The organism is Luteolibacter flavescens, assembly GCF_025950085.1.
Classification (GTDB): domain Bacteria; phylum Verrucomicrobiota; class Verrucomicrobiia; order Verrucomicrobiales; family Akkermansiaceae; genus Haloferula; species Haloferula flavescens.
In genome coordinates, this window is the sequence record NZ_JAPDDS010000004.1 from 270,766 (window position 1) to 282,858 (window position 12,093).

General features: G+C 65.4%; 12 protein-coding genes and 1 tRNA gene. 6 read left to right on the forward strand and 7 right to left on the reverse strand.

Translation table 11 applies throughout. The annotated features are described in order from the left end of the window. Positions 1-19 precede the first annotated feature (19 nt). Positions 20-1,213 carry a sialate O-acetylesterase gene (locus OKA04_RS09110; RefSeq protein WP_264500841.1) on the reverse strand — a complete coding sequence of 398 codons (1,194 nt, stop codon included), beginning with the start codon at positions 1,211-1,213 and terminating at the stop codon, positions 20-22. A 79-nt stretch (positions 1,214-1,292) separates the two neighbouring features. On the opposite strand from OKA04_RS09110, the gene OKA04_RS09115 reads away from it, so the two are divergent. Next, complete coding sequence (locus OKA04_RS09115) at positions 1,293-1,880, forward strand: RES family NAD+ phosphorylase (RefSeq protein WP_264500842.1); 588 nt, start codon at positions 1,293-1,295, stop codon at positions 1,878-1,880. A 155-nt stretch (positions 1,881-2,035) separates the two neighbouring features. Further along, positions 2,036-2,299 (forward strand): MbcA/ParS/Xre antitoxin family protein, encoded by a 264-nt coding sequence (locus OKA04_RS09120; protein ID WP_264500843.1) that lies wholly within the window; start codon positions 2,036-2,038, stop codon positions 2,297-2,299. A 13-nt stretch (positions 2,300-2,312) separates the two neighbouring features. On the opposite strand, the gene OKA04_RS09125 is transcribed toward OKA04_RS09120, so the two are convergent. The 4 genes from OKA04_RS09125 to OKA04_RS09140 all read right to left on the reverse strand — a co-directional run bounded on the left by OKA04_RS09125 (position 2,313) and on the right by OKA04_RS09140 (position 7,307). Continuing rightward, positions 2,313-3,308: a metallophosphoesterase family protein gene (locus OKA04_RS09125; RefSeq protein ID WP_264500844.1), complete on the reverse strand. Its 996-nt coding sequence runs from the start codon at positions 3,306-3,308 to the stop codon at positions 2,313-2,315. Between the two features lie 87 nt (positions 3,309-3,395). Then, the gene (locus OKA04_RS09130; protein ID WP_264500845.1) at positions 3,396-4,829 is read right to left on the reverse strand and encodes an aldehyde dehydrogenase family protein; all 1,434 of its coding nucleotides are present in this window, start codon (positions 4,827-4,829) and stop codon (positions 3,396-3,398) included. Between the two features lie 90 nt (positions 4,830-4,919). Next, on the reverse strand, positions 4,920-6,152 hold the full coding sequence (gene phnA / locus OKA04_RS09135) for a phosphonoacetate hydrolase (protein WP_264500846.1): 1,233 nt from the start codon (positions 6,150-6,152) through the stop codon (positions 4,920-4,922). Positions 6,153-6,356: 204 nt separating this feature from the next. Continuing rightward, on the reverse strand, positions 6,357-7,307 hold the full coding sequence (locus OKA04_RS09140; protein WP_264500847.1) for a hypothetical protein: 951 nt from the start codon (positions 7,305-7,307) through the stop codon (positions 6,357-6,359). 176 nt (positions 7,308-7,483) lie between these two features. Between OKA04_RS09140 and OKA04_RS09145 the strand changes: the two genes are divergently transcribed. After that, positions 7,484-8,182 carry a hypothetical protein gene (locus OKA04_RS09145; RefSeq protein ID WP_264500848.1) on the forward strand — a complete coding sequence of 233 codons (699 nt, stop codon included), beginning with the start codon at positions 7,484-7,486 and terminating at the stop codon, positions 8,180-8,182. Positions 8,183-8,233: 51 nt separating this feature from the next. On the opposite strand, the gene OKA04_RS09150 is transcribed toward OKA04_RS09145, so the two are convergent. Then, complete coding sequence (locus OKA04_RS09150; RefSeq protein ID WP_264500849.1) at positions 8,234-9,547, reverse strand: bifunctional UDP-3-O-[3-hydroxymyristoyl] N-acetylglucosamine deacetylase/3-hydroxyacyl-ACP dehydratase; 1,314 nt, start codon at positions 9,545-9,547, stop codon at positions 8,234-8,236. Positions 9,548-9,653: 106 nt separating this feature from the next. Here OKA04_RS09150 and OKA04_RS09155 point away from each other — a divergent pair, with 106 nt between their 5' ends. Genes OKA04_RS09155 through OKA04_RS09165 form a run of 3 tightly spaced genes read left to right on the forward strand, consistent with a single transcriptional unit; the run spans position 9,654 to position 11,746 of the window. Next, positions 9,654-10,382, forward strand: coding sequence for an RluA family pseudouridine synthase (locus tag OKA04_RS09155; RefSeq protein ID WP_264500850.1), 729 nt, complete (start codon positions 9,654-9,656; stop codon positions 10,380-10,382). Between the two features lie 46 nt (positions 10,383-10,428). Then, complete coding sequence (locus OKA04_RS09160; protein ID WP_264500851.1) at positions 10,429-11,184, forward strand: Nif3-like dinuclear metal center hexameric protein; 756 nt, start codon at positions 10,429-10,431, stop codon at positions 11,182-11,184. Between the two features lie 4 nt (positions 11,185-11,188). Further along, positions 11,189-11,746 (forward strand): DNA-3-methyladenine glycosylase, encoded by a 558-nt coding sequence (locus tag OKA04_RS09165; RefSeq protein ID WP_264500852.1) that lies wholly within the window; start codon positions 11,189-11,191, stop codon positions 11,744-11,746. A gap of 168 nt (positions 11,747-11,914) precedes the next feature. Here OKA04_RS09165 and OKA04_RS09170 read toward each other — a convergent pair. Continuing rightward, positions 11,915-11,985: transfer RNA gene (locus OKA04_RS09170), tRNA-Gly, on the reverse strand. Positions 11,986-12,093 lie beyond the last annotated feature (108 nt).

Genomic DNA, 12,093 nt, shown 5'->3' on the forward strand with positions numbered 1-12,093 from the left:
TTAGAAGAAGATTGCGCCGCTATTTCAGCGGGATGCTGGCGGCGAGGCGGCGTGCGATGGGCAGCTTGTCCGGCGGGTGGACATCCGGGCTGTCCCAGCCGAGGTCCTGCGTCACGACGAGATGTACATCGGGCAGCGCACGCGCTACCTGCGCCTGCACGCGGCGATAGTCCGGCCAGTGCCGGCGGATCGGGCGGGTGTCGCCGATGCGCGGGAGTTGGACGATGTGAAAGGGCAGGCGCGGCTGGCCAAGCTCGCGCCGCCAGCCGGTGACGAGGTCCGTGATGAGCCGGCGATTCCATGCGTCATCGCCGATCTCCGCATTCGTCTCGCCCTGATACCACAGCACGGCGTCAAAGGGGAATCCGCTCCACTCCCGCAAGCCGGACTCGAAGAGAAAGCCCGGCGTGAAGGGATGGCTCGCCCGCGGGTGCTGTCCCAGATTCCCCCGCGCGCGGCCCTGCGCCCACGGGCTGATCTTCCGCGAAGTGAACCAGCCGCCATCTAACAGCTCGCGGTAAGCTCGACGGGCTGACAGCACATTCCGCGGCAGCCATGCCTCCGTGCCCGAGCCTCCGACGGCATTCTCCACGAGGCCGACCGGTACGCCATCGCGCTCGTGGATCATGCGGCCCGTCCACCAGGCGAGTGCGGAGAATGCGGTGGCGGAGCCCTGGCTCGCGCGCTGCCATGTGCCCTGGAAGTGTTCGCGCTCATTCAGGCGGGACAGCGTGGCATCATCGTAAGCGCCCGCATCGGTGGATACACCCGTGAGATTACAGAGCCGCATGGCAGGGAAGCGGCCTGCCGTCCGCGCTTCCGCTTTCCCGCCGATCGCGAGGCCGAGCGGGAAGTCCATGTTCGATTGGCCGGAGCAGAGGAATACGCGGCCGACGAGCAGATCATCCAGCCGCATCCGCCGCCCGTCCGCCTCGATCACCATCGTCGCGGGCCTCGCCGTGGGCTCCATGGCAGGCAGCGGGATACGCCACGCGCCGGAGGGCGCGGCAGTGGTCGTGTAGGCCACGTCGCGGAACTTCAGCACCACGCTAGACCCCGGCGAAGCCGTGCCACACACCGGCACCTCACAACGCATCGGCAGCACCATGTGCGAGGCGAAGTGCCGGGCGATGGTGAATTCTCCAGCGACGGCCGCGGCAGCGATGCCATGGACAGCCAGGATGAGGCGGATGATGATGCTCAGGATTCGCATGAGATAGGGGATGACATGTCAGGCGATTTTGATTCCTGCATGCGAGTCATTTTGGCACGGATCACCGGTCATTCACTTCATGATTCTCCATCCGCTCTCCGCCTCGCTGGTCCGGCGCATCGCAGCCGTGTGGGAGGATGCATGCACGGCATTCACGGGGGAGTGTTTCCGTTTCGTAAAGCCCACCTACAGCAGGACCGCCGACCTCTTTGCCGGGAAGGGTGCTCTCCATGCCAATGGCCGGTGGTTGCTGCAGGGAGTCGCACCGGCGACCTATACCTCGCTGGAGCCGGAGACCGCACTCGCGGAGAGCCTTGCCGCGGCGCGCTACTTTGGATTCCCGCTTTCCTCGGCTACTCCAGCCGTTCTCGTGACGGCGAGGATGAAGCTGGCGAGGGTCATCGATCTCAGGGACGGCTCCATCCGGCGCCGGTTGCGGGTCTCGGAGAAGTCGGTGCTCGAATGCGACTGGCGATCCTTCAACCGGGAGGGGGACGAAGCCATCACGCAGGCGGTCGGACGAGCGGCGCTGCTGGCGGGCTTCGAGGGGATGCTGGTCCCCAGCGCTGCGCGTGCGGGCGGCGGGAATCTCATCGTATTCCCGGGAAACCTCGCCTCCGGCAGCACGGTGAGGGTGGTGAAGGAGGTTGAATGGCCCGGTTCTTGAAACCTGCAAATTTGCAGGTTTTGATTGCGGTCCGTGAAGTCCGGGTCTAGTCTGCGGGCATGAAGGCGACCGTAAGGCGATCCACACCGGCATCGGGTCCGGCGCTGATGGCGTGGCGACGGGAGAGGGGTATTTCACGGGAAGTTTTCGCCGAGATGGCAGACTTTTCGGTGAGGAAGCTGGCGACCTATGAAAAGGCGAAGCAGATCCCGGCCAAGGTGGTGCGGCCGGTGACAGAGACGGTGCGCTTGATCGGCGCGCTGGGCGAGCTTGCCGGGGATCAGGATGCGTTGGCAAACTGGCTTCATGCTCCGAACCGCGCCTTCGGGAAGCGTTCGCCGATGGATCTGATCAAGGCGGGCGAGTCCGACGAGATCTGGCAGATGGTCCATCAGCTCCGGCAGGGCAGCTTCGCGTGATCCGCTTTTCCCCTCACCCCAGCGCCAGCATGCGCGCTCGGAGGAGCGGGGGTGTGAGCCAGAGGTGCTCGGGTTTCATGGCTTCCTGCTCCTCGTAGGTGGTGCGGGACTCCTCGATGCGCATTTCCTTGCGGGCGGGGTCCAGGGTGATGAAGGTGAAGGGTGGATTACTGGATTCATAGTAGGTCGTGCTGCCATTCGGGGGCATGCCAAAGGTGGAGCTGGTCAGCGTGAGGTGGTGCACGCCGTGGCGGATGCTGTGCTGCTCGTCGTGATCGTGGCCCGCGAGGACGGCGACGACCTGCACGCGTCCGCGCCGCGCATTGTGGGAGTCGATCGCGAAGTTCACGGCATCCCAGTTTCCCTCGTGGCTGCCCACGCCCGATGGTTGGTGCTGGAAGATGACGATGGGCTTGTCCGTGGCGGCCAGGTCCTTCGCCAGCCAGGCGAGTTGCTCCCGGTCGATGCAGCTCACGCGGGCGAGGTGACCGGGCCCGCCCTTGCGGTGGATGGGATACCAGTTGCCATTCGCGTAGGAGACGGTCGTCCCCTCGTCATCGATGAAGTGGTTCCGGTCCAGCACGACGAAGTGGAAGTCGCCCACGTCGAAGGAGTAGTGGCGGTGCGGGATCTGCCATGCCTCCAGCAGCTCCTCCTTCGTCTGATAGTCGCAGTCGTGATTCCCGATCACGTGATGCCTCGCTCCGGGAAAGCGGTTCCACTCGGCGAGGAAATCCCGCGCGGTGGAGATGCCGCCCTTCGCGCAACAGAAGTCTCCGCACTGGAGGATGAAGTCCGGCCTGCGAGCGATGGCCGCATCGATGAATGGCGTCAGCCGCGCGACCTGGTCCTTCCCATGCGTGCCGTGATGGACGTCCGTGATGAAGCCGAAGGTGACCGCCCCGACAGATGAGGTAGGCGTGCCATCCTGCCCCTGCCCGACCGCGGCGAGACCTGCCCCGGCGAGCGGGATGGCGGCGAGAAATTGACGGCGGTTGGTCGCGGGCATGATCGACCATGACGCGCCGGATCGGCTGAAAATTTCACATTAACGCCACAAAAGCATCTTTAGGTGATGATTTCTGCCGGGGATGGACTACCACGGGAGCGACCAAGTTTTCTCGTGAGTGAAGAACTTGATCGCCTCGATCACGCCTTCCTTCACCCCTAGCCCGGAGTCCCGGGTGCCGCCGAAGGGGGTGAGCTCCAGCCGGTAGCCGGGCACTTCGTTCACGTTGGTGGTGCCGGTCTTGAGCTGCTTGCAGGCCTGCATCGCGAGCGTGAGATCGTTCGTCACGATGCCGCTGCTGAGGCCGAAGGGGCCGGCATTGTAGTAAGCGATCGCATCGTCCAGATCGCGGATCGGCAGGATCGGCGCGAGCGGGCCAAAGCTCTCCAGCGCCACCATCTCCGCATCACGCGGGACGTCCGCGATGATCGTGGGCTCTAACAGCGCACCGCTCCGCGCGCCGCCGTGAAGCACGCGCGCACCCATCGCCACGGCGGCATCCACCCGTCGCTCCAGCTCCTCCGCGGCGGGCGCATGGATCATGGTGCCAACCACGGTGGCCGGGTCCTCGGGATCGCCGCAGGGATAGTCGCGCTTCACCAGATCGACGAAGCGCTCCGTGAATTCCGGCAGGATGCTCTCCTGCACGAGGATGCGCTTCACCGCGGTGCAGCGCTGGCCGGAGTTCCGGAAGGAGCCTTCCGCGGCGAGCTTCGCAGCGAGATCGAGGTCGGCATCCTGCATTACGATCAGCGGGGAATTCCCGCCCAGCTCCAGGCACAGGCGCTTGTAGCCGCAGGTGCGGGCGATGTGCTTGCCGATCTCCACGGAGCCGGTGAAGGACACGATCTCCACGCGCTCGTCCGTGATCATTGGCGTGACGATGTCGTCGATGCCGCCGAGGAAGAGGCTCAGCATCGGCCCGGGCAGGCCGGCCTCGTAGAGGACCTTTGCGAATTTCAGCGCGGTGAGCGGCGTGCGGTCGGAGGGCTTCAGCAGCATGGGCGCACCGGCCGCGATTGCCGGGGCGATCTTATGCACCACCTGGTTCAGCGGGTGATTGAAGGGCGTGATGGCCGCGACGAGGCGGACGGGATAGCGCGAGGTGAAGATCTTCCGCGGCTTGCCGATCGGCGAGATGTCGCAGGAGAAAATGCGGCCGTCATCGCGCAGCGCCTCCATGGCGGCGAAGTCGAGCACGTCCGAGCTACGGCTGGTCTCGTATTTCGCCTCGCGGATGGCCAGCCCGGTCTCGCGGGTGATGAGCGCGGCGAAGTCATCCCGGCGCTCCGCCATCAGCGCGGCGGCCTTTCGCAGGATGTCGTGGCGGTCGCGGCGGGTCAGCGATTCATTTGGAAACGCGAGCGCGCGGGTGATCGCCTGCTCCAGGTGCTCCGGGCCGATGAGGGCGGCGCTGCCGGTGAGCGAGCCGTCCCACGGATAGCGCACCTCTAGCGTGCGGCCGGTGGTGACGGCCTCGCCGGCGATGTAGGAGGGGAGATGAAGCGGGGACCAAGACATGGGTCGGGAGATGGATGGGGAGCGCGTTGCAGGACTGGTGCAGCCGCCGTCCAAGCGGAATGAATTCTGCGCTCCCGGTGTGGGATGGGATCAGACGTGGCAGGCGAAGTGGAAGACGTCGAAGTTCCGCGGATCACCTTCCGCGAGGCGCTTCAGCTCCGGCGTGAGTGGCTTGGAAATCACCAGCGGCACGAGTTCCTCATAGCGTCCGCCGTGCGAGCGCAGGCCGCCGTGCAGCACGGAGAGATCGTGGTGCTCCGCGGACTTTCCCACCACGACATCGCGGCCGGAGAGCACGACGAGATCGCCGATGCGGTCCGGTGCCAGCTCCAGCTTGTCCACCGCCTGCTCGCGCGTCAGCACCTCCGTGATGCCGTCCTGTGCGAAGAGATACTCCGCGATCTCCGCGCGCCGCGAGGCATCGTCCAGGTGCACCATCACCAGCGAGCCGAGCGCGCCGTGGTGCACCACGTAGGGATCGGTGATCGGGCAGATGACGCGCAGGCCATCGCCGAATTTCTCCCTCAGCAGCGACTCGACGAAGATGACCTTCGGATTTCCCTCCGCATCGTTCTTCGCATTCATGCCGTGGTCGGCGGTCAGCGCGACGGTGCAGCCGGCATCGAGCAGGCGACCGATGGCCGCGTCGATCCGCGCGTGGAAGTCCAGGATCTCCGGTGCCTCCGGGCCGTGCTTGTGCTGCATGAAGTCCGTCGTGGAGAGATAGAGGAAGTCCGCCACACCCTGCTCGGCCAGAGCGGCCCCGGCCTCCAGCACGTAGATCGAGGCATCGCCCGAGTAGATCTCCGGGCGCGGCTTGCCGATGATGGACGTGGCGTCGTCGATGCCGTGCGTCTCCTTCCGCGCCTCGTCCACCTTCTCCGACGAGAAGACGATGCCGCCGCGCTCCACCACGCCATCGCCGAGCACGGTGCGCAGCTTTTCCTTCGCGGTGATGAAGGCGACCTTCCGCCCCGCATCGGCAGCCGCGGTGAGCAGCGTGCCGCAGCGGCGGTACTCCGGGCCATTCATCATGACCTCCTCGCCGGTCTCGGGATTCAGGAAGAAATTCCCGCAGATGCCGTGCACGCGCGGCGTCACGCCGGTCACGATGCAGGTGTTGTTCACGTTCGTGAAGGACGGCAGCGCGCCACGCACGATGCCGCGCCAGCCATCGCGCGCCATCGCGGCGAGGCGCGGCATCTTCCCGTGGGCGATCGCGGTGCTGAGATACTCGTCCGCGCAGCCGTCCAGGCAGATCACGGCGATGGGATTTGCGGGCAGCGGGTAGGTGCGGCCATTGGCTTCGAAGGTGGGCGTCATGTCAGGAGAAGGGATTTCCGTGGGTGCGGACGTCGTGGTTGCCGGGATCAATGATGTTTCCCGAAAAGAAACTTTGGCATCCGTGAAGGCAAGTTGTGAATGCACGCATGTCGTTTCTGTAACGTGGCGCATGCCACCCGCCGGAAAACGAAAACGGCCGCCCCGGAGGACGGCCGCCCGAACATTGCCGAACCCGGGAAATCCTCAGAAAGTCCAGACCAGGTCCAGCGTGAAGCGGTCCTCCATCACGCTGTTTTCCTCATCGGTCAGGGGCAGCTCGTAGGCGAAGCCGAGCTGGAGATCGTCCGTCAGGCGCGAGCGGAAGCCGACCGCGGCGGTGACCAGGTCGCGGTTCCGCGTGGCATTCGACGCGCCGAAATTCAGCAGATCGTAGCCCTCGAAGGCGGCGACCACGGGCACCGCGCCACCGGCCTGCGCGGAGAAATTCGGCCGCCCGTTCCCCGCCTCCAGCAGGTGGTGCCAGTTCACCTCGACCAGCGGGATGAACCAGCGGCTCACCTCGTAGCTGGCATGCGCGCTGATGAAGGAGGTGGTGGCCATCTGCCCGTCGAAGGGCAGGTGAACGCCCGCGGCACCGGCGACCTGGAGATCGTCCCAGAGCTTCAGGCCGGAGACGATCACGTTCGCCGCGCCGTCGCCCTCGCCCTGGAAGACATCGTGGTTTCCCGTGGGAAACTCGAAGGTGACGGTGCCGCTGACGGCGGTGCTACTAGAGGGATCGTAGATGAAGGCATACTTCAGGCCGCCGCCGATGTTCGCGAAGCCGGACTCGTTTTCCCACAGCGCGGTGTTGTCCGGATTCATGTCCACGTAGCCGTCCTTCGTCGCCACCAGCGAGAGGCGCTCGCTCAGCGCGATCTCGAACTGCAGCGCATACACCTGCACGTCCCCGCCCATCGCGAGCGGCCCGGCGGTGCTGCTCACCGAGTCCGGCAGGCGCTGGTACATGAAGATGGGGTGCAGGTTCGTCGTCGGCAGCGCCAGGTCGAAGAGCGTGGGATTGCTGATCGGGCGGCGGGCATTCTCGAAGCCCGAGGTGGTCACCGGCGTGGCGGACTGCGTGATCACGGTGCCCGCCATGGCGGATGCGGAGCAGAGGAGGGCGGTCAGGGAAAAGAGGCTAGCGGCTTTCATGATGCGTTCGTCTGGGAACGCCATGACAATCCCTGAAATGCCACGACGCCTCTAACCGCGTGGTCCGTGAGGCTGCGCATATTTTGCTGCGGACCGTGGCGGGCATCTTTAGCGGTCCCGTGGCGCTCGTCATTTCAGGTTCGACGCCTCCGATCATTTGGTGGAGTCATCTTGCGATGACATCCTCATTCCGACGGACGCGCCATGCGAAGAAATCCCCGACCATTGCCGGTGTGGTGCTGGCGGTGTCGTTGGCATTGCTCACCGGCGTGATGGCGGAGGCACCGCATCCTGCGGCGATCACGGAGGTGACGATCGAGGAACTGGGCATCCCCTATCCACAGCCTGTCCTGAACCGTATGGAGATCGCGAAGCTACAGGCTCCGGAAGTGCGGAAGGTTTGGGAAGAGATCATGCCGGGGGTGGTAGAGATCATGCCGGGGATGGCAGATGATTCGGTCACCGATATCAGTTCCACCCCGTATGCCGATCTCTACCGCGCCGGGGATGGCACGACGTTTTGCTGCGACCAATCCACGATGTCGCTGTGGGTCCGCCGCGGCGATGACTGGAAATGTCTGCTTCAGTCTCTGGCGGTATCAAAGACCTTTGGAGGCATGCCGCCGCGTCTCCCGGTGAGATATCTGGGCAAAGGCTTCTTCGCCTTTTCCGAGACCACGCCGGGGGAGGAGAAGGAATTGCCGGGAGACAAATTCCCGCAGGCCCGCGCGATCACCTACCTGCTGGACTCGAAGAGCGGTGCGGTGATCGCCCGCAGCGAGTCCTTCCGCTATGATCACAATCCCCCGGTGAAGATCCCGGCGGAGTGGTATGCCCGCATCGGCATGGAGCCGGTCCCGGAGCAGAAGAAGTGACGAAAAGCGGAGCGCGGGCGGAGTGCCCCCCGCGCTCCCGGGATGATCCCATCACTGCGCCACCAGCGCGAACTTCAGCTCGGCTTCCGAGGCGACTTCATTGCCGACGAAGCAGCGGCAGCGCGTGGAGCCGATGGAGCCGCGGATCTTCAGCACCTCGGCCTCGATGTGCAGGGTATCGCCCGGCAGCACCGGTCGTCGCCATTTCACGCTGTCCGCGCTCATGAAGTAGCCGATCTTGCCGGCATTCTCCGGCTTGCGGAGCATGAGGACGGAGGAAACCTGCGCCATGGCCTCGAGCTGCAGCACGCCCGGCATGATCGGGTGGCCGGGGAAGTGGCCGATGAAGAAGGGCTCGTTGATCGTGACGTTCTTGATGCCGGTGCACTTCGTGTCGCCGACCATGTCGATGATGCGGTCCACCAGCAGGAAGGGGTAGCGGTGGGGCAGGATCTTGAGGACGTCATTGATGTCCAGGACGGTCTCGCCGCGCGGCAGGATGAAGGGCGCGGCAAGCGAGCGGACGCGGGCGTATTCGCGCTTCAGCGTGGCGGCGAGCTTCGAGTTCGGCCCGTGGCCGGGCTTCACGGCGATGACGTGGCCGAGGAAGCGCTTCCCGGAAAGGATGAGGTCGCCGATGATGTCGAGCGCCTTGTGGCGGGCGAATTCATTCGAGAAGCGCAGGGCTTCCTTGCTCATCACCTCGTTGCCGCGGACGACCACGGCGTTCTCGAGCGAGCCGCCCTTGATCAGGCCCTTTTCCAGCAGCGGCTTGACGTCTTCGTAGTAGACGAAAGTGCGCGCGGGGGCGATTTCCTTCTCATACGTCTCCGGCGTGACCTCGGTGGAGAAGTACTGGGTGAAGCGGCCATCCGGTCCGACATTCGTGACGGAGACGCGGAAGGTCTTGCTGGGCACGATGGTGATCAGCGAGCCGTCGCCGGTCTCCTGATGGATGGGCTCACGGATTTCCCAGATCTTGCGCGGCGCATCCTGGGCGGCCAGGCCGGCCTTCTTGATGAGCTCGACGAAGGGGCGGGAGGAACCGTCACCGATCGGCGGCTCGTTCGCGTCCATCTCGATGATGGCATTGTCCACGCCCATGCCGGTGAGGGCGGAGAGCACGTGCTCCACGGTGTGCACCTTCACGGAGCCCTCGGCCAGGGTGGTGGCGCGCTCCACGGTCTGTACCTTCTCCGCATCGGCATCGATGAAGGGCTGGTCCGGCAGATCGACGCGGCGGAATTTGAAACCATGGTCCGCGGGAGCGGGCTTCAGGGTGAGCGTGACCTTCGCCCCGGTGTGGAGCGAGGTGCCCTCTAGGGTGGCGGCGGAGGCAAGGGTGTGCTGCGCGTCGGCGGACATGCGGGAAAGGGAAAGTTCCAAGTCAGAAGTGCCAAGTGCCAAATGAATCGCGGTCAGTGATTTCTGGATTGGCAGCGGGAGCGATCCGCCCGGAACTTCGCCGCCGATGCGCGCGGTGTGCGATTTCCAGGTGATCGACGAGTCGGACGACTGGATCGTCGTGGAGAAGCCCGCGCCGCTCGCCGTGCACCCGGCGAATGGAAAGGTGGAGGCGACGCTGCTGGGCGGGCTGGAGGAGCTGCTGCGGTATGAAATCGCGAACGGCGCCCGGCTTTCCATCCTCACCCGGCTGGACCGCGAGACGAGCGGGCTGGTGCTGGTGGCGAAGCACGCGGCGGCGGCCCGGCATTTCTCCCGGCAATTCGAACGGCGGGAGATCGGGAAAGAGTACCTGGCCATTGTCCACGGCTCGCCCGGGTGGGACGAGACCCACGTGGAGGCGGCGATCACGCGGGTGGGCGGGGAAATCTGGCTGCGGCAGGGCGTGGACCCGTCGGGGCGGGACTGCGTGACGGCATTCCGCGTGGAGCGGCGGTTTTCAAATGCGCTCGGGGACTTCGCCGTGTTGCGCTGCTTTCCCGAGACCGGGCGCATGCACCAGATCCGCGTGCATCTGGAGCACGTGGGCCACCCGCTGGTGGGGGACAAGATCTACGGCACGGACGGGAGTCCTTATCTGGAGCAGATGGCGGACGGGCTCTCGGAGAAATCCGTGGCCCGCCTGATGCTGCCGCGCCACGCACTGCACGCGTGCAAGCTGGTGGCGGAGTGGCAGGGCATGCGCGAGTGGCGCTCCGAGCTACCGGTGGATCTCGCGGCCTTCGCGGGCGCGTGAATCACTCCGCAGTGGCCAATCCTGCATCTGCAATCCAAGATCCGGCATGGCGAGCCTGCATGAGATCGTGGCGTTTCTCGATGGAGAGCTGGGGATTCCCGGCATCCCGGACTATTCCGGGGCGGTGAATGGCCTGCAGCTCGAGAATGGCGGCAGCGTGACAAAGGTGGCCGCTGCGGTGGATGCGTCGCTTCCCGTGGTGGAGGCGGCTGTGGCGGCAGGCGCGGACCTGCTGGTGGTGCACCACGGGATGTTTTGGCAGGGGACGCAGCCGCTCACGCGCGCATTCTATAAGAAGATCAAGACGGCAATGGATGCCGGGCTGGCGATCTACTCCGCCCACCTCCCGCTGGACGTGCATCCTGTGCTGGGAAATAACGCGCTGCTCGCCGCCGAGCTCGGGCTGGAGGTGCGCGGGAAATTCCTAGAGTGGAAGAATCTCCAGATCGGCCTGCTTTGCCGCGCCCGAACATCGCGGGACGCCCTGAAGTCCCGGCTGGAGGAGGCCGTCGGCGGGCCGGTCCATGTCTGTCCCGGCGGGCCGGAGGATATCCGGGTGATCGGCCTCTGCACCGGCGGGGCTGGCTCCCAGATCGCCGAGGCGGCGGCTGCGGGAGTTGATACATTCATCACGGGCGAGGGGCCGCACTGGAGTTATCCGCTCGCGGAGGAGCTGGGCGTGAATCTCTTCTACGCTGGCCACTATGCCACGGAGACCTTTGGCGTGAAGGCGCTGGCCGACCGGCTCGCGCGGGATTTCGCGCTGGAGCAGGTCTTCATCGATCACCCGACCGGCCTCTGACGCCATGGAGCGCCTGGCGGCGTCATTTTTCGAGCGCAGCCCCGTGACCTGCGCGCGGAAGATCATCGGCGCGACCTTCACCTGGGGCGGCTGCTCCGGCCGCATTGTCGAGACCGAGGCCTACGCGGCGGTGGGCGACGAGGCCTGCCACACGTTTTTCAGGCCCGGCGCGCGGGCATTCGTGGACGCCCACCCGGCCGGGACCGCCTACGTGTATCTGAACTACGGCGTCCACTGGCTCTTTAATATACTGGTGAAGGGGCCGGAGGGGGCGGGATTCGTCCTCTTCCGCGCGCTGGAGCCGCTTTCCGGCATTGGAGAAATGACCGCCCGCCGCGGGAAATCGAAGCTGCGCGAGCTATGCTCTGGCCCGGGGAAGCTCACGCGGGCGCTGGGAATCGACGGCGCGGACCACGGGCGGGACTTCCTCTGCGGCCCGGACACCGGGATTTTCGCGGGCAATCCCGTGGAGATCGTTGCCGGGAGCCGCATCGGCATCTCGCGGGCGGTGGATTTCCCGTGGAGATTTCACGAGGCGGGGAATCCGCACGTCAGCCGGTGAGTGGATTCCATGACTGCACGACGTGTGAAATTCACATGCCGGTCTGCCGGACTCCTTATCTTTCCGTGCGTTGCGGGGAGTTGAGCGCGGGCATCGGGAAAGCGGATTCCTCGGCTTTCCGGACCATCACGGGGGAGGGGAGGACTTTTCTCCGGAGGCTCGTAAAAGTACGGGTGATGGGAATCGAACCCACGCCTCAAGCTTGGGAAGCTCGCGTTCTACCATTGAACTACACCCGCCGGCTGGCGGCGGAGGGGTATCCGGGACGTCCTGCCGATGCAACAGAAATCCTTACGTACAACGTGTTACGTGCCCGCGCGGCAAACCCCTGAATTCCTTGAGATTTC

Bases quoted from the DNA above. Each gene is read 5' to 3' on its own strand.
- OKA04_RS09110 (WP_264500841.1), bottom strand. From the start codon at position 1,213: ATGCGAATCCTGAGCATCATCATCCGCCTCATCCTGGCTGTCCATGGC.
- OKA04_RS09155 (WP_264500850.1), top strand. From the start codon at position 9,654: ATGCGCGCGGTGTGCGATTTCCAGGTGATCGACGAGTCGGACGACTGG.
- phnA (WP_264500846.1), bottom strand. From the start codon at position 6,152: ATGACGCCCACCTTCGAAGCCAATGGCCGCACCTACCCGCTGCCCGCA.
- OKA04_RS09145 (WP_264500848.1), top strand. From the start codon at position 7,484: ATGACATCCTCATTCCGACGGACGCGCCATGCGAAGAAATCCCCGACC.
- OKA04_RS09115 (WP_264500842.1), top strand. From the start codon at position 1,293: ATGATTCTCCATCCGCTCTCCGCCTCGCTGGTCCGGCGCATCGCAGCC.
- OKA04_RS09125 (WP_264500844.1), bottom strand. From the start codon at position 3,308: ATGCCCGCGACCAACCGCCGTCAATTTCTCGCCGCCATCCCGCTCGCC.
- OKA04_RS09165 (WP_264500852.1), top strand. From the start codon at position 11,189: ATGGAGCGCCTGGCGGCGTCATTTTTCGAGCGCAGCCCCGTGACCTGC.
- OKA04_RS09150 (WP_264500849.1), bottom strand. From the start codon at position 9,547: ATGTCCGCCGACGCGCAGCACACCCTTGCCTCCGCCGCCACCCTAGAG.
- OKA04_RS09140 (WP_264500847.1), bottom strand. From the start codon at position 7,307: ATGAAAGCCGCTAGCCTCTTTTCCCTGACCGCCCTCCTCTGCTCCGCA.
- OKA04_RS09160 (WP_264500851.1), top strand. From the start codon at position 10,429: ATGGCGAGCCTGCATGAGATCGTGGCGTTTCTCGATGGAGAGCTGGGG.
- OKA04_RS09120 (WP_264500843.1), top strand. From the start codon at position 2,036: ATGGCAGACTTTTCGGTGAGGAAGCTGGCGACCTATGAAAAGGCGAAG.
- OKA04_RS09130 (WP_264500845.1), bottom strand. From the start codon at position 4,829: ATGTCTTGGTCCCCGCTTCATCTCCCCTCCTACATCGCCGGCGAGGCC.